The following is a 16,446-nucleotide window of genomic DNA, read 5'->3' as shown; positions in this document are numbered from 1 at the left end:
AATACCGGGTTTTATAAAAATTTTTTTCCCTCCGCCCTTTAATTTCCTTGGTGGTTGTGGGGCATTCCTGTGGGGTGGGGCCCCCACGGGTTGGGTTTCCCCGGGGGGGGGGGGGGGGTCGGGCGGGCCCCCCGGGCGCCCGGCCCCCCGGCCCCCCGGGGGCCGGGCCCGTCCGGCATCCCCGTAGTAAAGTCCCGGCAAAGGACAACTCCGGGGGGAGCAAATGACGGTGACGCGCCGCAAGCAGGTCGTGTGGTGGCTCCGGGGCGCGGCGCTGGCGGCCCTCCTGGTGTATCTCCCGGGCTACTTCTCCTCCCGCCAGGGCGGGCTGGTCGAGGTCGAGCGCTGGCTGAACCACCCGGTGCTGCTGCTCGGGGCGACGATCGTGCTGGCCGTGGCCTCGGTGGTGGCCCAGTTCGAGTTCCGCACCAGATGGGCGCAGATCGGCTGCGCGGCCGTCCTGTCACCGCTCCTCGTCATCGGGGCGGGGGTCGGAGCCGTGGCGTACATCTTCGGCGGCGACGGCCGGCTGGTCGACCGCAAGCCCGACCCGAACCGCTCCGACCACGTGCTGCGCGTCACCGACGTCGCCTTCTCGATCGATCCGGTCTACCGGGTGGAGCTGTTGACGGGCAGCGGCTGGTCGGCCCGCCACTGGGGCCTCGGCACCTGGGAGGAGGGCGACGGCTTCGTCAGGGCCGAATGGTCGGGCCCGGGCCGGATCACGGTGACCTTGCGGGAGGAGATCGAGGTCTTCACCGTGGACGAGGACGGGACGCTGGGCGGGCCCTCGGCCATGCCCCGGCCCCAGTAGCGGCCTGAAGTGAGGTCGGCGCCGAAGATCGATACATGACTGCCTGGGGGCGAAGGTGACAGCGGTACGCCGCAAAGGGATCGCGTGGGGGCTCAGAGGCGTGGCGCTCGTGGCGCTGACGGCCTACCTGGTGGGCCGGCACGCCTCCCGTTCGGGTGGGCTGGTGGAGCTCGAACTCTGGTTCCACCGCCCGGTCCTGCTGGTCGGGTCGGCGGTCGTGCTGGTTCTGATCTCGTTGATCGTCGAGCTGGAGTTCCGTACGCCGGAGTCGCAGATCGGCCTGGCCGGCGGCCTGGTGGCGCTGGTCCTGCTCGGGGTGCCGGTTGCGCTGTCGACGCTCGCGGCCGAGGACTCCGGGGTGCGGACCGCGCGGGAGGCCGCCCCGGGCCACCCGGACCGGGTGCTCGTCTTCACCGATGTCGGCGGCTCGTTCGAGCCGGATCGCCGGGTGGAGTTGCGGACCGGCAGCGGATGGTCGGCCCGCCACTGGAGCATGGGCATCTGGAACACCCGGGGCGGCGACTTCGTGCGCGCCGACTGGTCCGGCCCGGACCGGATCACCATCACCGGCCGTAAGAAGCTCACGGTCTTCGACGTCCTCCCGGACGGCAGCCTGAGCGCCCCGCGCGAGGAGCCCCTGCCCCGGGTGCGGTAGCGGGGCTGCCTCGCCGTCGCACGGCGAGGCAGCCCGGCCACCTGGTTCAGCTTTCGGCTCAGCACACCGACGGACTTCCAGGCTTCGGTGACGGCGTCCAGTTCGGCCCCGGTGCCGTACAACTCCTCGGCGACGGTGGCGGTGAGCTTCGCGAAGTCGGCGAACGTCGTCTCGTCGGAGAGCTTTCCGCCGGTGGCGGCGTCGTACCAGATACGGCCGGCCTTCTCCCACGCGTTGCCGCCGATCGCGGTCGCGACGAGGTGGAAGGCGCGGTTGGGGTGCGATCGAGTCTCGGCTGCGGCAACCCCGGGTGGCGGTGTTATCCGGTGATTGATGCCGTGTCACGGGAAGATCCGACGGGCGCGCCGGCGCGGGGTTGCCCGGCGCGGGGTTGCCCGCCCCGGGCCCGGCTCACCGCTGCGCCGGGGTCGGGTCCCGGTCATGCGGCGGTGGTCCGGTGCGTCACCAGCGGTCGATGCCCATGGTCCTGGCCGCGCTGTGGACGGCGTTGTAGTGCGGGACCGACATGTCGGACTTCTTCTGGCCGGCCGGCAGGTTCTTGTCGGCGGCGCGGAACTCGTCGCGGGCCTCCGCGAGCAGGCTGGTGCCGTGGGAGACCGGGACGTCCTTGGTGCCGTGCGCCGGGTGGGACTTGGCGGCCGTCCTGCTGCCCGCGTTGATCAGGGTGTTGCGGGCCTGGTTGTAGTCGGCGACCTTGACGGTCTTCGGGTTGCGGAGCTCCGCCCGCACCCCGGCCGCCGACGGCGCCTGTTCGGCGGCGACGGCGGCAGGAGCGGCAGCGGTGGTGAGCGCACCCGTCACGAGGACGGTCGCGAAGGCGTTCCGAAGGGACCTGTGCATGAGGGTGTCCTTCCGATGGGAAAGCGTCACGGATTCGCCCCTCATGAGCACCGGAACGGTCAGGGTGCGAACGCCTCCGCTCTACCCCGGCCCCTGGCGGCGGAAAACCGGCTTCCGCTCAGGAAGTTCGCCGACGATGAGATCAGGCCTTTGCCTGATTGTGCGTTCATGGGATCAGCGCAGTGGAAAGGCGGGTCGGGAAACGCGGAAGGGTCCAGCATCCGTGTGGATGCCGGACCCTTCCGACTGTGGAGCGCCAGGCCCGGGTTGCACGGACTCTTCCTACTGAAAGTAGGACGTGCTCTGGTAGCACCGCTGACGCCTGACGAGAGATCATCTCCCTCGCGATGCCGAGAATATTAGCAGCTCAGCGCCCGTGTGACGAATCGCGGTCCCGGAGCAGCCGGGCCGGGAGATAGGGCGACTCGATGCGGACGGCCCAGCCGCGGTGGCGGCGGGCGTGGCAGGCGAGGGCGAGGACGTCGAGGCTGAGCGGAGCCGTCAGCTCGGTGGCGCGGTCGGCGACGCGGTGGTGGTCGCGGTGAGCCGTCAGGGCCTCCAGGAGGGCGAGGTTGAATCCGTCCTCGTCGCCGTCGACCACCTGGGCGAGCAGGGCGACGGGCGCCGGGAAGAAGCTCCACTCCTCGGCGCGGACGGCTTCCAGCCGGGCCTTCTCGACGGCGGGGCGGGCGTCGACACCCCGGAGGTGGTCGTGCAGGGCGAGGCGGTAGGCCGCGAACACCGAACGGTCGTCGGAGGAGTGGGTGGGCCCGGCGAGGAGGAGCGGCGCGAGGTCCTCCCGGTCGCCGGCGATCAGGGCGAAGGAGACGGCGGTCTGCCAGTGGCCCGGGCTCGCGGCGCCGGCGTCGTCGGAGCCCGAGCCGGAGCCCGAGCCGGAGCCCGAGCCGGGATCGGCGAGCGCGGAACGGAAGAGGTCGGCGCCGAGCCGGGACCCCAGGCGGAGCCCGGCGAGCTGCGCGTCCGTGGCGTCGGGGGAGTGGGAGGCGCGGATGCGGAAGAGGAGCGCCTGGTGCTCCAGCGCGCGGGCGAGCCCCGGCGCGGTGGTCGCCTCCTGGGCGCTGCGCTCGAAGCGGGCCTCGCTGTCCGGGTGGAGAGGGAGCGACGGCGTCGGACGGTCGAGCCGGACGGGCCAGGAGAGGTCCTCGGGGCGGCGCCCGGGGGACTCGAACCCGGTGACGAGGGAGTGGGGGAGGTAGTCGGTCCCGACCGAGGGGAGCCAGCCGTGGGCGCGGTGAGCGAGGGCGGACAGGGCGAGGGGGAGGAGGGGGAGAAGCGTGCGGGGCCGGGTGCCGTCCGTGCGGTCGAGGAGGGCGACGACGGCGGCGTCGAAGGCCGGGCGGTCGCCGGAGGTGAGAGCGCGCAGGGCGTGCAGGGCAGGGTCGTCCGCGGAGTTCGCGGGAACGTCGATGCGGGTGAGGAAGTGGGCGAGGAGACCGGTGGCCAGGTCGTCGGCGGGGCTGAGGGACTGCCAGGAGTGGAGGAGGGCTTCGAGATGGCGGTCGAAGGAGTCGGTGAGGACGGCGAGACAGAAGGCGTTGACCCAGCGAACGGCGGTGAGCGGGGTGGCCGGGGCACCTTCGGGCTCGGGGTCGTACGACATGCCGAAGTTGACGTAGTCGAGGAAGACGGAGAACCGGCCGCGCGGGTAGTGGGCAGCGAAGGAGGCGGCGCCGACGGCGGCTTCGGCGGCGTTGCGGAGGAGGGCCTTGGCCTCGGGGGAGGAGAGGTCGGGGGAGGAGGCGGAGAGGGCGCCGAGCTGGTCGAGGAAGGCGTCCGAGACGAGCTGCCACTCGGTGGCGGTCATCAGACCGGCGCGGGAGTAGGAGTGGACCTGCCGACCGATGCGGTCGGAGAAGTCGTGGAGGGGAGGGGTCGCTACGTGGTGGCGCTCTATCCGCATGGGGACGATTGAAGCACCGGCCGGGGACAGGGGTCCCCGGCCGGTGCGGCGGGGGAGTCAGGCGTCGAACTCGCCCGCGCGGATGGCGGACACGAGGTCACGCCACTCGCTGACATCGAGTTGGGCGATGGCGTCGGGCCGGAGGCTGCTGCGGACGTAGACGGCATCGGAGGTGATGGATACCTCCGGGCAGTTGCCTGCGTTGGAGCATGCGCTGGGCCGAATCCAGGAGCGGTTCTCCATCGGCTATATCTCCTTCTTGATCTTCGCGATCAGATCGCGGGAGTCCTCAACCGAATGAGACCTATCAGTCATCTGTTCAATGACTGCGCGGTACTCCTCCAGGTGCTCAGCCCGATGGAGGAAGATCGGACCCTCCATGGAGTCGTAACTGACGGTATCGAGCCTGTGCACGGGCCCGTTCGCGTAGTAGATCGCCTGGCCAGGTCCCTTGAAGCCTCCGGCTGCGAAGCTGATCACTCGAAGCGTGACATGTGGCAGTTGGGACAACTCCAGCATCCAGTCCAGTTGTTCCCGCGCCACATCGCGGCCGCCGAACTGCATGCGGAGAGCCGCCTCGTGGACGATCGCCGCGTACGGATGGGTGCCTTTCGCCATCAACATCTCGGATCGCCGCATTCGTTGCTCGACACGTGTCTCCACGACGCGCGGAGTCAGCTGGATCTGATTGTCCTGAAAGATCGCGCGGCTGTAGCGCTCCGATTGCATGGGGCCTGGCGGATGGCAGATTTGGTAGGAGTACATGCCCTGTGCATGGTGCTCGAACTCGCAGATGTCGAGAAAGCCCTGCGGAACGAAGCCTCGATACTCGTCCCACCAGCCCTTGCGCCTGTCCTCAGCCATTGCTGCGAGAGCCTCGATGTATGCGGCATCGGTCTCATTGAAGGCTTCGGCGAGCGTGCGGACTCGCTCGGCGGTGATCGGGTAGTGCCCCTTCTCGACCTGAGTGATCTTCGTTCGGTCCAGTCCGAAGACCGCTGCGGCTTGGGCAGTTGTTCGGCCGGCGCTGTCTCGCATCTTTCGCAGCTCGATGCCCAACCGTTCCTGCCGGGCCGAGGGGGTTGCACGTGGTGGCATGGGCCAAGCATCTACGCCGACCCGCAAATGGTCCAGCGGCTATCGGTGGACCATGTTTCCGGATTCGGTGGCACATGTGAGCCTCCATGCCCTACAGTCTGTGATGCACCGATCACCGAACGGATCGTCAGTAACGCTGCTCGGGCACCGAAGAACACCCATGTCCAGTGGGTTCGTTCACGGCGACGCATCCGCCGGTCTCACCCTTCCCCCTCCGGGAGACGCTGTGCGTAACCTCAACTCCCCCTCCCTCGCCCTCTCCCGCGACGCCCTCCGCGACGGGATGGCCAGCGCCGGCTGGCCGCCCTCCCTCATCGCGGACGCCGAACTCGCGATGGTCGAACTGATCGTCAACGCCTGGCGCCACGGCGAGACGGCCTCCCCGGTCATCCTGATCCACCACCGCGCCAACACCCTGCGCGTCGCGGTCTCCGACCGCAGTCCCCTCCTCCCGGAGCAGGGCCCCCTCGCCCTCCTCTCGGAGACCGGCCGGGGCCTCCAGCTCGTCGCGGGCCTCACCCACCGCTGGGGCGTCGACCCCCAACACCTCGGCAAGACCGTCTGGTTCGAGCTGCAGCAGGACGGTGTCGCGTGAGCGCCCACCACCCCATCCACCCCGCCGACCCGGCCCTCCTCCACCTCACCCCCCGCCAGCTGGCTGAACTGATCGTCGAACTCCGCACCGAGGGACGTGAGTTCGGCCTCCTCTGGCCCTCCGCCGCCCCCGGTGACATCGACCTCCGCGGCCGTCGCCTGATCGACGTCGGCAACATCCCGGCCAGCACCCTGATCAACCTCCTCGCCGTCCTGCGCGAGTTCAGGCGCAGCCGGGACGTACGCCACTGCCACTCCGAGGGCACTTAGGAATCCTCCGCCCGGTCGAGTGGGAGACTCGCTTGGAACCTCGCGATCCAAGGAGCCCCCGCATGGCAACAGGCGCCACCGACGAGCCTGATTCGGCAACGTCCATACCCGGCCGGAGAGTTCTCGATCTCCTGGACAAGGCCATCGACCTCCAGACTCCGCTTGTGCGCAAGAACATCGCACGCGCCCGCCAGCGGAACCCGGAGGCGACACCGGAGCAGGTCATTCGCAACCTGGAACGGATGTACGTCAGCGCCCTGGCCGGGACGGGTGCCGCAGTTGGCGGAGTCGCGGCCGCTCCCGGCGTCGGCACCGGAGTCGCACTCGCCCTGTCGGCGGGCGAGGTCCTCTCGTCCTTCGAGCTGAGCGCCCTCTTCGCACTCTCGATAGCCGAAGTCCACGGGGTCCCCATCGACGAGCTCGAACGCCGCCGGACGATCGTGATGGGCATCATGCTCGGCGGCAGCGGCTCCGGCACCATTACCAAGGTCGCCGAACGCACCGGGCAGCACTGGGGACGCCAGGTCGTCGCCAAGGTGCCCGTGCAGACCCTGCGTCAGATCAACAAGGTCCTGGGGAGGAACTTCGTCACCAAGTTCGGCACCAAGCAGGGCATCATCGTCCTCGGCCGGGTGGCGCCGTTCGGCATTGGCGCCGTCATAGGCGGCGGTGCCAACGCCGCCCTCGCCGCTCTCGCCGTCAAGGCCGGCCGTCGCGCGTTCGGCCCGGCCCCGACGTCATGGCCGGTGGCGCCGGGCAGAACCCCCGCGGCCCCGGCGCCGCAGCACCCGGCATCCGAGGAAGGCCCGACCGGGGAGCCCGAACCCCACGAGCCCGCATCCGGCGAGCCCGTGCTCTAGGGGTGCGCGGCCGCGGTCGCCGCGTACGTGTTGAACCTCAGGTACAGCCCGATGTGCGCCGGCGCCCCCGGTGCGATGGTGCGGTAGCTGCACAGCTCCTGCACCCCGCTCTCGCCTCCGGGCAGCCCTTCCGTCAGCTGCCGCAGCATCTCGGCGTGCGGGCGCGGATCGACACCTTCGATCCGCATCAGCTCCGCGATCCGTCCGGCGGCCTCGGCGTCGCTGCGGGTGTTGCCGGGAAGCCGCAGGTAGACGTTGGCCTCCTCCGGCCCCGTCGCACCCTCCCGGAACGCCACGTAGGTCATCGGTTCGTTGTCCACCGTGCCGCCGTCCCGCCCGTAGATCACGGCACGGGCTCGGGCCGCCCGCGCCGAGTCGTGGCGGTGCGACAGTGCGGCCACGGTGTCCAACTCGTCCATCGGCATCGGGAGATGGCGGAAGTAGACCTTCACCCGGGAGGCGCTTCCGCCGTCCAGGTCGAGGGCGAAGAACTCCACCTCGTGCCCGCGCCGGGCGAGTTCCCCGCACCGCCGCCCGACCGGCTCCCAGGCCTCGGTCAGCCCCAGCCGGTGCATGGCTTCGGCCATGACCTCGTGGGTGCGGTCCGGGCCGTGCGCCTGCGGGTTGAGGTAGACCTTGTAGTGCGGCCGCTCGCCGGGCTGCCAGGCCAAGGAGTGCCAGACGGTGGGCCGATTGAGGCCGGGACGGGTCGTGACGAACAGGTCCTCGACGTCGAGGTACCGCTCGATGCTCACCCCCGGCCGTTCGGCGAGCCGAAGCGTCAACTCCCTTCCGGCTTCCTGGCATCCGAGCGGAGTGCGGTCAACGCGCTCTCCGGGCTTCCGCTGCGCGAGCAGGTCGGGCAGCTGGCGTACCGGCAGTGCGTGGCGCGCTGCCAGCTGGAGGCGCTGGCGGTGTTCCGGGCCGCCGGGATGGCGCCGGCCCAGCTCGGCCCGGTGCCGCCGGAGGTGATGCCGCAGGTGCTCGAACTGCCGGACGCGCAGTTCCAGGAGCTGGCCGGGGCCAGCCTGCAGATCGACGCGACGGCCCGCTCCTCGATGTGGGAGGACCTCCAGCGGGGCCGTCCCACCGAGATCGACTCGCTGCAGGGCGAGATCGTCGCCCTCGCCGAACGCCACGGCTTCACGGCGCCCGCCAACGCCCGCCTGATCACCCTCGTCCACGAGGCCGAGGCGGCCGCCCCCGGGACCGCCCCCGGCTGGACCGGCGCCGCCCTCCTCGCCGAACTCGCCCCGGCCCACTGACGGGGCGCTCCCGGCCGCCTGCGTGGGAAGTCGGCCGGGCCGACTTCCAACGCATTCCGCTCGTCGTTCGCTCAGTGATCCGGGGCCTTGCCCGGGGCATGCCGAGGTGCTCGCGGTTCAGGGCAGCGGAGTCTCGGGATCCTCGGGCCGGGCTCTGCGCCATGGCGTTCCGTCAATGTCGATGACGGGGCCGGGTCCGCCCTCGGCGGGTGCCAGCCGCATGCTGACCCACTCGCCCGGGCGGGGTTCGGGGGCGCCCAGCCCGGTGAGTACCGACCGGTCCCCGAAGTGACCAGCAGCCACCAGAATGCCTTCGCGGCGAAGTCGCGGCAGCGTCTCGCGCAGGCGCCGCATGGGGTCCGGCGCGCGGCACACGGTCGCCAGGTCGCTCCGGGTCAACCGCCTGCCCTGCGCCCGCCGAAACAGCTCGATCAGCCGTCGCGGTCCGGTGTCCTGTCCGAGAACGGCCTCCCGGTCCTCCTCGGCGAGTTGTTGCAGGACTCCGGTGCGGAAGTCCCCGTTCAACCGGATCCAACGGATCGCGTTGCGGCCCTGGCGGGTGAGTGGGGACTTGCGGTCCCGGTTGTACGACTCCCTCAGGTGCTCGGGCAGGAGCCGGATGACGCCGTAGCTGTACTTTCCAGTGCGGTCGTCCGCCTCGGCAACGACGCAGAGCGATCCCACGAGTTCGGGTCCGAAGAGCCACATGCCGCTCCGGAGGAGAGTCCACTTCAGGTCGAAGCCGATGCCGTCCAGGGTGAAGTCGAGGTGCCCCGTGCCGTCCGTCAGCCCGAACTCCCGTTGCATCAGTCGGCGCACGGTCGAGCCGAAGAGCACCTTCTCGGCCTTCTCCAGCTGCCTCCACTCGTAGCGGCCGGTCCGGCCACCGTCCAGCAAGTAGTCACCGGCGCTCTCGATCACCCCGGCCATCCGCGATCCGGCCGGATCCAGCCGGGCCAACTCCCGTACCAGGTGTTCGAGCGCAGGGTCGGCCGAGTCCGGGATCTCGATCTCGAACAGGGGCTCGGTGTCGCCGCCGCCATCGGAGCGCGGGCCGGCAGGCGACTGCGAGCCGACCCGATCGTCGGCCACGTTCGCTTCATCTGCTTCGTCCGCCCCGTCAGGTGCCGGCGTGTCCGCCGACCGGTCCCAGGGGGAGGCGGTCATCCAGTCCCGCAGCCGGGCCGTCTCGGCCCGGGCGGCCTGCGCCTCGGCCAGGGCCTCGTCACTGCTCGCGGCGATGTACTGGATCCGCTCCAGCATCTCGCCGAGCACGTCACCCCCGATCACCGCTCCACCGGAACCTCCTGGAGCGAGTGAGGAGAGCAACTGCCTGGTCACGGCGACCTCGGCTGCCAACTGCAGGTTCTCCTGGTGCTTCTTCTGCAGTTCCTTCCGCAGACGCTGGATCTCGGTGCCCCGGCGGTCCTCCTCCGGCTCCTGGCCCGCCCAGCCCTCGCTGCCATCCATCTGTTCGCGGGCGAGGGTGTAGAACTCCCGCACACGCTTCTGGGCGGCCTGTCGATCGCCACGCGTCGCGCGAACGCACACATCGGCCACGGCCTCCGCAAGACGCGGCTTGGCGTGCAGGTTCGTTCCGCGGAGCAGCCGATGCAGAGTCTGCTCCGCTGGAGGGTCCGCCGGCTCGTCGCGCATGGTCTCGACGAGCCGGCGGCGGAGTTCGGCCACGTTCAGCCCCGCGCTGTCGCGCAGGTCTCGCAGGTGCAGGACGAGCAGGTTCATTGCGGGACAGGCCCCGAGCGGATCGCCCTGGCGGCGCCCGCTGCGAATCCGTTCCGGTGTCACCGAGGGCTCCAAGATCTCTCTGTAGTTCGCACATTCTATCCGGGAGAATGTGGGAGAAGGGCGAGCCGCCGACCACCTCGTGCAACCGTTGGGGCCGACTCCGACGAAAGGTGCACCATGACCCAACGCCCGGCTCGCCGCCGCACACTGATCGACCTGTTGGCCTTCATCGCAGTGCTGGCAACCGGGATCATCCTGGTCGCGCTGGAAGCCACGGGGATGACGGTCGTCATGGTGGCCGGTGCTCTCTCCACGCTCTATGCCGCGTGGACGGTGGGCAGCCGACGGCAGCAGCCTCCGGACCGGCTCGACGTCCGGGGTGCCGACGGGCTTCCCGAATCGCCCTCGTCGGCAAGCGGCTGACACGGTTCTCGCCCCACCAGGGGCGGGCATCGGGCGGCCCGCGAACCGTCGGCCCGACCGACGCCCTGCGCCGCTCGGAGCAGCGGCTGCGCCCCCCGGGTGTCGGGGCGTCGGCATGTCCCGTTCCGGTGCCGCCTGCGCGGGAAGTCGGGCGGGCCGACTTCCCGCGCAGGCGGCGTCAGGAGAAGTCCAGGACCAGCCGGCCGCGCAGGCCGCCGGCCTCCAGGAGGCGGTGGGCCCGGGCCGCTTCCTCGGCGGGCAGCACGTCCGCGACGCGCAAGGTCAGCACGCCCGCCTCGGCCTGGCGGCGCAGGGCGTCCAGCCGCACGGTGTCCGTGATGGCGTCCGTCACCATCACCGGGCGCACCAGGACGCCGCGTTCGGCGGCGCCGGACCAGCCCTTCAGCTCGGCCAGGGTCCCGCCGTCGGCCACGGCGGGTACGAGCTCGGTGGCCTGGTGGGAACCGTCCACCAGGCCGGGGACGCCGTCGGGCACCAGCGCACGGATGCGGTCGGCGACGTCGGGGCCGCGTTCCACCACGTGGTCGGCGCCGAACCCCCGTACCCGCTCGACGTCCTGCGGAGCGGCGTCCGCGATGACGGTCAACCCGTCGGCCTTGGCCAGCTCGACCGCGTACCCGCCGACGGCCCCGGCCGCTCCGGTCACGGCGACGATCCCGCCGGGTGGCACGGCCAGTGCGTCCAGGGCCAGGCGTGCGGTCATCGCGTTCATCAGCAGCGTGGACGCCGCGGGGTGGTCCACCCCCTCCGGTGCCGGGACCACCGAGGCGGCGGGCACCACGACCTGCTCGGCGTACGCCCCACCGTGTTCGCCGATGAACAGCACGACGGCGACCACCCGTTGGCCGACGGCGAGTCGTCCGTCCGTCCCTGGCCCGAGCTGGTCGATCACCCCGGCCGCGTCCATGCCGGGCACGAACGGGGGCCGCCTGCCCGGCATCCGTGCGGCGTGGCCGCCGCGCCGCAGTACCGCGTCGGTCGGGTTCACGGCGGCCGCGTGCACCCGGATGCGGACCTCACCGGGGCCCGCCTGCGGCTCGGGCAGCTCCAGGACACGCAGGACGTCCGGGCCGCCGAACTCCTCAATTCCCATGGCTCTCATGCCACTTGCAAGTCGCCTCGCGGGCCGGGTGTTCCCGCGTGGCGCGTGCCGCGCGTCGACGCCGATGCCTCAGTCCCGGGGCCAGGGTCGCCCGTCGAGCCGTTCGATGCCGGTGTTGAAGCGGCGCAGGAAGCCGGCGAAGGAGGCTATGTCCTCCTCCGGCCAGTCCGTCATCACGAGGTTCAGCGCCCGTACGTGGGCCTCGCGTTCCGCTTCCAGCCGGTTCCGGCCCTCCTCGGTGAGGCGGAACTTGCGGGCGATGCCGCCGTCCGGGTCCGGGATGCGTTCGAGCAGTCCCGCGCTCTTCAGGGCCGCGGTCTGCCGGTTGAGGGTGGAGACGTCCAGGGCGAAGGCGTCGCTCAACTGCCCGATGGACATGGGCCCCTCGGCGTCGACCCGGCTGAGCAGGATGTAGGAACTGCGTTCGAGCTGGCTGCCCTCGGGGCGGGCGTTGACCTGGCTCAGGTCGCGGTGCCGGGCGAACACCAGGAATTCGAGGGCGACCTCGTGCGTGGGGCTGGTCATGTCGAAGTCCCTTCATCACCGCTTCGACCTGCGGGTTCTCCGTGGATCACCTTTCAGTATGCCAGAGGTATGCGCGGCCCACATGATGTGCATGGCACACATCATGTGTAAGCTGACCATTCTGTGTTCCATGCACATTGTGTGTTTTCTGCACACTCCTGCTCTTCGACTGCCCGAGGAGGCCCGTCATCAACGGCCCCGCCCCCACTCCCCGCACCGGTCCGATCGTGGCGGTGCTCGCCTTCACCGGCACCGTCGCCGCGATCATGCAGACCCTGGTCACCCCACTGATCAGCGAGCTCCCGCAACTCCTGCACACCAGCGCGTCCAACGCCTCCTGGGTCATCACCGCGACCCTGCTCTCCGCCGCCGTCTTCGTCCCGATCAGCGGCCGCCTCGGTGACCTGCTCGGCAAGCGGACGATGCTCATCGCCTCCTGCGTCCCGCTGCTGCTCGGCTCGGTCCTGTGCGCGGTGGCCGACTCCGTGGTGCCGATGATCGCCGGCCGGGCGCTGCAGGGCATGGGCATGGGCCTGGTGCCGATCGGCATCAGCCTGCTGCGCGACGTCCTGCCGCCCGAGCGGCTCGGCTCGGCGATCGCCCTGGTCAGCGCCTCCATGGGCATCGGCGGCGGCCTCGGCCTGCCGATCGCGGCCGGCGTCGCCGACTACGCCAGCTGGCGCGTGCTGTTCTGGGGCACCGCCGTGCTGACCGTCGGCATCATCGGCATGCTCTGGACCGTCATCCCGGCCCCCGCCGCGGACGGCCGCCCCGCCGGCGGCCGTTTCGACTTCGTCGGCGCGATCGGCCTCAGCATCGGCCTGGTCTGCCTGCTGCTGCCCGTCTCCAAGGGCGGGGACTGGGGTTGGGGCAGCACCCGCACCCTCGGCCTGTTCACCGCCTCCGCCGCGATCCTGATGCTCTGGGCCCGCTGGGAGCTGCGCGTCCCCGAACCGCTGGTGGACCTGCGGGTCACCGCGCGCCCGCGGGTGCTGCTGACCAACGCCGCCTCCGTCCTGGTCGGCTTCGGCATGTACGCCCAGGCGCTGATCGTGCCGCAGCTGCTCATGCTGCCGAAGCTCACCGGCTACGGGCTGGGGCAGTCGATGCTGGCGATGGGCCTGTGGATGGCGCCCGGCGGGCTGATGATGATGGTCGTCTCCCCGTTCGGCGGCAAGCTGTCCGCCGCGCGCGGACCGAAGTTCACCCTGGCCGCCGGGGCGCTGACGATCGCCGTCGGCTACGGGCTGGCGCTGCCGCTGATGGGCTCCGCCTGGGGCGTGCTGATCGTGACGATCGTCTGCAACAGCGGTGTCGGCCTGGCCTACGGCGCGATGCCCGCACTGATCATGAGCGCGGTGCCGCTGTCCGCGACGGCCTCGGCGAACAGCTTCAACACCCTGATGCGTTCGCTGGGCACCTCGGTGTCCGCCGCCGTGATGGGCGTTGTGCTGTCGCAGATGACCGTCGACCTGGGCGGGCACGCCCTGCCCTCGGAGGGCGGCTTCCGGGTCGGCCTGGTGATCGGCTGCGGCGTCGCGCTGATCGCGGCCGCCGTTGCCGCCGTCATCCCTGCGCCGCCCGCTCCCCAGCTGCGCGCCGTTCCCGCCCCGGGGGCGGGGGACGCCGAGCCGGCCAAGCCGGCCACGGCCTGAGGTCCGACCGGGTGGGGCGCGCCCGTTTGCCCGCACAGGCGGGCCCGCCTGCCTGCGGCCCGCCCCGGGCGCGTTGTGCTCGCACGCCCGGGGCGGGCCGCGTCGGCGCTACCGGAAGGCCGGCAGGTTGCGCTCGACCCAGGCCCGGAAGGGCGCGGCCGGGCGGTGCAGCACGGCCGCCACGTCGGGGCTGACCGCCTGCTCGGCGGGGAGCGGGAGGCCGAGGACGTCCAGCGTCCCGGCGATCACCTGCTCCGGCATGAACCGCGCCAGGTGGGCGTGGGCCTGCTCCCGGGACAGCTCCACGAAGGCCACCTCCTCGCCCAGGGCCTCGGCGATGACCTCGGCCTGCCGGCGCGGTCCGATCGCCTCCGGTCCGGTCAGCTCGTAGGTGCGGCCGCCGTGCCCGTCCTCGCGCAGCACGGCGGCGGCGACCGCCGCGATGTCCGCCGGGTCGACCACGGGCAGCGCCACCCCGCCGAACGGCGCGAAGACCGTCCGCTCCGCCCGGACCGTCCCGGCCCAGGCGAAGGCGTTGGAGGCGAAGCCGCCGGGGCGCAGGACGGTGAAGTCCCGTCCGGAGGCGCGCACGGCGGTCTCGAACTCCCGGAGCCGGGCGTGCGAGGGTGCGTCCGGCCGGGTGGCGCCGACCTGTGAGGAGACCAGGACGATCCGCTCCACCCCGGCGTCCGCGACCGTCCTCAGCAGGGTTTCCGGGCTCTCGCCGTGGCTGTTGAGCTCGCCGCCCAGCAGGACGAACAGCGCGCGGGACCCTTCGAGGGCCGGGCGCAGGCCGGCGGCGTCGCCGAGGCCGCCCCGGGCCCAGCGGACCCCGGCCGCCGGGTGGGCGGGCTGCGGCTGCCGGGACACGGCGACCACCTGCTCGCCCGCCTCGGCCAGCAGCTCCACCAGCGTCCGGCCGATGTTTCCGGTCGCGCCCGTCACTGTGATCATTTCCGCCCCCAGGAGTGAGATGTCAGGAGTTGAGATGTGCGGTCGAGCCAGTGAGTTAGTTGGCTGACTGAGAAGACCGTAGCCGCCTCCCGGGCGGCTGTCTATAGTCAGTCGGGTGACTGACTCAGTGAACCGGCGCACGGCGGCGTCGCAGAAGCGCCGACGGCTCACCGCGGCCGCGGCCAAGGTCCTGCACGAGCAGGGCGTCGAGCGGACCACCCTCGCCGACATCGCGCGCGAGGCCGACGTCCCGGTCGGGAACGTCTACTACTACTTCAAGACCAAGGACGAGCTGGTCCGCGCCGCGCTCTCCGAGCACAGCGCACACCTGGACGAACTCACCGAGCGGCTGGAGCGGTCGCCCGACCCGCTGGACCGCCTCAAGGCGCTGGTCGAGGCCTGGGTCGGCCGGCGTGACACCGCCGCCCGGCACGGCTGCCCGACCGGCACCCTGGCCGTCGAACTCGACAAGCGCACCGACGGGGACCTCGACGCGGAGGCCGGCGCGGTGATCCGGCGGCTGCTCGACTGGGCCGCGGGCCAGTTCCGCGAGCTGGGCCTGCCCGACCCGGACGGCCTGGCCCTCACCCTGGTCGCCGGCTACCAGGGCATGTCCCTGCTCGCCAACGCGCTGCGCGACCCGGAGGTCATGACGCGCGAAGGGGACCGCCTGCTGCGCTGGCTCGACTCCCTGCGGGCCGCGTAGGCCCGCTCTCCGCGGGGCCGCCCTCGGGCGGGCCCGGCGGGCCGGGGTCTCGGCCGCCGGGCATGCGGTGGGCGAGCGGGTGGAGCCCCGTCTCGATGCGTTCGGCGGACACGTCCCGGTCGCGGTGGTGGCGGTACGGCTCCGGGGCGAGCGGTGCCGGCGGCTGGTCGGCGAGGACGTCCGGGTCCTCGGCCCGTGCCGCCGCGGCTCAGGCCCGCCGCGGTTCGACCGACGCCGCGAGCGCGCCCGGCAGTTCGGCGCAGGCCGTCCGGAGCCGTCGCGCGAGGTCGGCGCGGGTGTGCCCGGACGGCTGCGCCACCCAGCCGTCCATCGCCTGGTGGAACGCGGCGACCAGCATGTCCGTCGCCAGCCGGGCGCGCAGCGCTGCACCCGGCTCGGGGCCGTCGAGGGCGAACCGGCGGGTGACCGTCGACACCGCCTCCCGGGTCGCCCGCTCGCAGAAGGCCAGCCCGTGGGCGTCCATCGAGGGCGTCCGGGCGGCCAGTCGGCGGCTCGCCAGGGCGCGTTCGGCCCAGCCGTCGGCCGGCATCCGGTCGATCGCCCCGGTGAGAGCCCCCTCCAGGAGGGCCATCAGCCGGCCGTCGTCCGACGGCCGGCTCTCCAGCACCTCCAGGAACGTCGTCCACAGGTCCTGGGTGGGCGCCATCGCGACGTCCTCCTTGCTGGAGAACGCGCGGAAGAAGGTCCGCTTGGAGACCTCGACGGCCTCGCACAGCCGGTCCAGCGTCACCCCGTCGAAGCCGTGCTCGCCGAACAGCTCCAGGGCGGTGTCGATCAGTGCCTGACGGGTGCGCAGCTTCTTGCGCTCGCGCAGCGGGAGCGCGGCGCCCGGCGCTTCGGGGGGCTGTTCGGCACCCCGCTCCGGTGCCGTGGTGGTGGCCTTCTCGGGACTCATCGCGGTCAGTCTAGTCGGGGCTGTAATGCCACCTGTAGGCTTATGCCACTCAGTGGCAGA

At 71.7% G+C, this 16,446-nt stretch carries 19 protein-coding genes and 1 pseudogene; 9 read left to right on the top strand and 11 right to left on the bottom strand.

Translation table 11 applies throughout. From position 1 onward, the window contains the following. Positions 1 to 223 precede the first annotated feature (223 nt). Both ACWGJO_RS10360 and ACWGJO_RS10355 read left to right on the top strand, forming a co-directional pair. The gene (locus tag ACWGJO_RS10360; protein WP_452183040.1) at positions 224 to 814 is read left to right on the top strand and encodes a hypothetical protein; all 591 of its coding nucleotides are present in this window, start codon (positions 224 to 226) and stop codon (positions 812 to 814) included. A 109-nt stretch (positions 815 to 923) separates the two neighbouring features. Next, the gene (locus ACWGJO_RS10355) at positions 924 to 1,469 is read left to right on the top strand and encodes a hypothetical protein (RefSeq protein ID WP_452183039.1); all 546 of its coding nucleotides are present in this window, start codon (positions 924 to 926) and stop codon (positions 1,467 to 1,469) included. Between the two features lie 74 nt (positions 1,470 to 1,543). Here ACWGJO_RS10355 and ACWGJO_RS10350 read toward each other — a convergent pair. From ACWGJO_RS10350 to ACWGJO_RS10330, 5 genes and pseudogenes are all read right to left on the bottom strand, one after another. Then, a pseudogene (locus tag ACWGJO_RS10350) lies at positions 1,544 to 1,792 on the bottom strand (M4 family metallopeptidase); the annotation flags it as partial. Between the two features lie 139 nt (positions 1,793 to 1,931). Further along, positions 1,932 to 2,330 (bottom strand): hypothetical protein, encoded by a 399-nt coding sequence (locus ACWGJO_RS10345; RefSeq protein WP_452183037.1) that lies wholly within the window; start codon positions 2,328 to 2,330, stop codon positions 1,932 to 1,934. Between the two features lie 367 nt (positions 2,331 to 2,697). Next, complete coding sequence (locus tag ACWGJO_RS10340; protein ID WP_452183036.1) at positions 2,698 to 4,251, bottom strand: immunity 49 family protein; 1,554 nt, start codon at positions 4,249 to 4,251, stop codon at positions 2,698 to 2,700. 57 nt (positions 4,252 to 4,308) lie between these two features. Beyond that, entirely contained in the window at positions 4,309 to 4,494 is a 186-nt protein-coding gene (locus ACWGJO_RS10335; protein WP_452183035.1) for a DUF397 domain-containing protein, read from the bottom strand. A 3-nt stretch (positions 4,495 to 4,497) separates the two neighbouring features. Next, on the bottom strand, positions 4,498 to 5,310 hold the full coding sequence (locus ACWGJO_RS10330) for a helix-turn-helix domain-containing protein (protein ID WP_452183033.1): 813 nt from the start codon (positions 5,308 to 5,310) through the stop codon (positions 4,498 to 4,500). A gap of 265 nt (positions 5,311 to 5,575) precedes the next feature. On the opposite strand from ACWGJO_RS10330, the gene ACWGJO_RS10325 reads away from it, so the two are divergent. The 3 genes from ACWGJO_RS10325 to ACWGJO_RS10315 all read left to right on the top strand — a co-directional run bounded on the left by ACWGJO_RS10325 (position 5,576) and on the right by ACWGJO_RS10315 (position 7,073). Continuing rightward, a complete protein-coding gene (locus ACWGJO_RS10325) occupies positions 5,576 to 5,944 on the top strand; it encodes an ATP-binding protein (RefSeq protein WP_452183032.1) in 369 nt (122 codons plus the stop codon). After that, a complete protein-coding gene (locus ACWGJO_RS10320) occupies positions 5,941 to 6,213 on the top strand; it encodes a hypothetical protein (protein ID WP_452183031.1) in 273 nt (90 codons plus the stop codon). Before ACWGJO_RS10325 ends, ACWGJO_RS10320 begins: the two co-directional genes overlap by 4 nt. A gap of 62 nt (positions 6,214 to 6,275) precedes the next feature. Continuing rightward, the gene (locus ACWGJO_RS10315; protein ID WP_452183030.1) at positions 6,276 to 7,073 is read left to right on the top strand and encodes a hypothetical protein; all 798 of its coding nucleotides are present in this window, start codon (positions 6,276 to 6,278) and stop codon (positions 7,071 to 7,073) included. Here the strand turns inward: ACWGJO_RS10315 and ACWGJO_RS10310 are convergent. Continuing rightward, on the bottom strand, positions 7,070 to 7,858 hold the full coding sequence (locus ACWGJO_RS10310) for a tryptophan dimethylallyltransferase family protein (RefSeq protein ID WP_452183043.1): 789 nt from the start codon (positions 7,856 to 7,858) through the stop codon (positions 7,070 to 7,072). The genes ACWGJO_RS10315 and ACWGJO_RS10310 overlap by 4 nt on opposite strands. Between ACWGJO_RS10310 and ACWGJO_RS10305 the strand changes: the two genes are divergently transcribed. Beyond that, a complete protein-coding gene (locus ACWGJO_RS10305) occupies positions 7,748 to 8,338 on the top strand; it encodes a ketopantoate reductase C-terminal domain-containing protein (RefSeq protein ID WP_452183029.1) in 591 nt (196 codons plus the stop codon). The two genes, ACWGJO_RS10310 and ACWGJO_RS10305, sit on opposite strands and share 111 nt — an antisense overlap. A gap of 117 nt (positions 8,339 to 8,455) precedes the next feature. Here ACWGJO_RS10305 and ACWGJO_RS10300 read toward each other — a convergent pair whose 3' ends face one another. Then, positions 8,456 to 10,081 (bottom strand): NaeI family type II restriction endonuclease, encoded by a 1,626-nt coding sequence (locus ACWGJO_RS10300; protein ID WP_452183028.1) that lies wholly within the window; start codon positions 10,079 to 10,081, stop codon positions 8,456 to 8,458. Between the two features lie 180 nt (positions 10,082 to 10,261). Here ACWGJO_RS10300 and ACWGJO_RS10295 point away from each other — a divergent pair, with 180 nt between their 5' ends. After that, a complete protein-coding gene (locus ACWGJO_RS10295) occupies positions 10,262 to 10,507 on the top strand; it encodes a hypothetical protein (protein ID WP_452183027.1) in 246 nt (81 codons plus the stop codon). A 178-nt stretch (positions 10,508 to 10,685) separates the two neighbouring features. Here ACWGJO_RS10295 and ACWGJO_RS10290 read toward each other — a convergent pair whose 3' ends face one another. Further along, the gene (locus ACWGJO_RS10290; protein ID WP_452183026.1) at positions 10,686 to 11,630 is read right to left on the bottom strand and encodes an NADP-dependent oxidoreductase; all 945 of its coding nucleotides are present in this window, start codon (positions 11,628 to 11,630) and stop codon (positions 10,686 to 10,688) included. 69 nt (positions 11,631 to 11,699) lie between these two features. After that, complete coding sequence (locus ACWGJO_RS10285; protein WP_359901949.1) at positions 11,700 to 12,155, bottom strand: MarR family winged helix-turn-helix transcriptional regulator; 456 nt, start codon at positions 12,153 to 12,155, stop codon at positions 11,700 to 11,702. Positions 12,156 to 12,343: 188 nt separating this feature from the next. Between ACWGJO_RS10285 and ACWGJO_RS10280 the strand changes: the two genes are divergently transcribed. Continuing rightward, positions 12,344 to 13,810: an MFS transporter gene (locus ACWGJO_RS10280; protein ID WP_452183042.1), complete on the top strand. Its 1,467-nt coding sequence runs from the start codon at positions 12,344 to 12,346 to the stop codon at positions 13,808 to 13,810. 108 nt (positions 13,811 to 13,918) lie between these two features. On the opposite strand, the gene ACWGJO_RS10275 is transcribed toward ACWGJO_RS10280, so the two are convergent. Then, the gene (locus tag ACWGJO_RS10275) at positions 13,919 to 14,764 is read right to left on the bottom strand and encodes an SDR family oxidoreductase (protein WP_452183025.1); all 846 of its coding nucleotides are present in this window, start codon (positions 14,762 to 14,764) and stop codon (positions 13,919 to 13,921) included. Positions 14,765 to 14,879: 115 nt separating this feature from the next. Between ACWGJO_RS10275 and ACWGJO_RS10270 the strand changes: the two genes are divergently transcribed. Continuing rightward, positions 14,880 to 15,470 carry a TetR/AcrR family transcriptional regulator gene (locus tag ACWGJO_RS10270; protein ID WP_452183024.1) on the top strand — a complete coding sequence of 197 codons (591 nt, stop codon included), beginning with the start codon at positions 14,880 to 14,882 and terminating at the stop codon, positions 15,468 to 15,470. A 208-nt stretch (positions 15,471 to 15,678) separates the two neighbouring features. On the opposite strand, the gene ACWGJO_RS10265 is transcribed toward ACWGJO_RS10270, so the two are convergent. Continuing rightward, positions 15,679 to 16,386 (bottom strand): TetR/AcrR family transcriptional regulator, encoded by a 708-nt coding sequence (locus ACWGJO_RS10265; protein ID WP_452183023.1) that lies wholly within the window; start codon positions 16,384 to 16,386, stop codon positions 15,679 to 15,681. Positions 16,387 to 16,446 lie beyond the last annotated feature (60 nt).

Source organism: Kitasatospora sp. NPDC054795 (genome assembly GCF_053611565.1).
Note: the sequence above shows the minus strand (reverse complement) of the source record. Positions and strands in the feature narration are given on the sequence as shown.

What these genes read in the sequence shown, in the direction of transcription:
- ACWGJO_RS10340 (WP_452183036.1), bottom strand. Translation starts at nt 4,251, where the DNA reads ATGCGGATAGAGCGCCACCACGTAGCGACCCCTCCCCTCCACGACTTC.
- ACWGJO_RS10275 (WP_452183025.1), bottom strand. Translation starts at nt 14,764, where the DNA reads ATGATCACAGTGACGGGCGCGACCGGAAACATCGGCCGGACGCTGGTG.
- ACWGJO_RS10295 (WP_452183027.1), top strand. Translation starts at nt 10,262, where the DNA reads ATGACCCAACGCCCGGCTCGCCGCCGCACACTGATCGACCTGTTGGCC.
- ACWGJO_RS10315 (WP_452183030.1), top strand. Translation starts at nt 6,276, where the DNA reads ATGGCAACAGGCGCCACCGACGAGCCTGATTCGGCAACGTCCATACCC.
- ACWGJO_RS10265 (WP_452183023.1), bottom strand. Translation starts at nt 16,386, where the DNA reads ATGAGTCCCGAGAAGGCCACCACCACGGCACCGGAGCGGGGTGCCGAA.
- ACWGJO_RS10290 (WP_452183026.1), bottom strand. Translation starts at nt 11,630, where the DNA reads ATGAGAGCCATGGGAATTGAGGAGTTCGGCGGCCCGGACGTCCTGCGT.
- ACWGJO_RS10285 (WP_359901949.1), bottom strand. Translation starts at nt 12,155, where the DNA reads ATGACCAGCCCCACGCACGAGGTCGCCCTCGAATTCCTGGTGTTCGCC.
- ACWGJO_RS10360 (WP_452183040.1), top strand. Translation starts at nt 224, where the DNA reads ATGACGGTGACGCGCCGCAAGCAGGTCGTGTGGTGGCTCCGGGGCGCG.
- ACWGJO_RS10345 (WP_452183037.1), bottom strand. Translation starts at nt 2,330, where the DNA reads ATGCACAGGTCCCTTCGGAACGCCTTCGCGACCGTCCTCGTGACGGGT.
- ACWGJO_RS10335 (WP_452183035.1), bottom strand. Translation starts at nt 4,494, where the DNA reads ATGGAGAACCGCTCCTGGATTCGGCCCAGCGCATGCTCCAACGCAGGC.
- ACWGJO_RS10300 (WP_452183028.1), bottom strand. Translation starts at nt 10,081, where the DNA reads ATGAACCTGCTCGTCCTGCACCTGCGAGACCTGCGCGACAGCGCGGGG.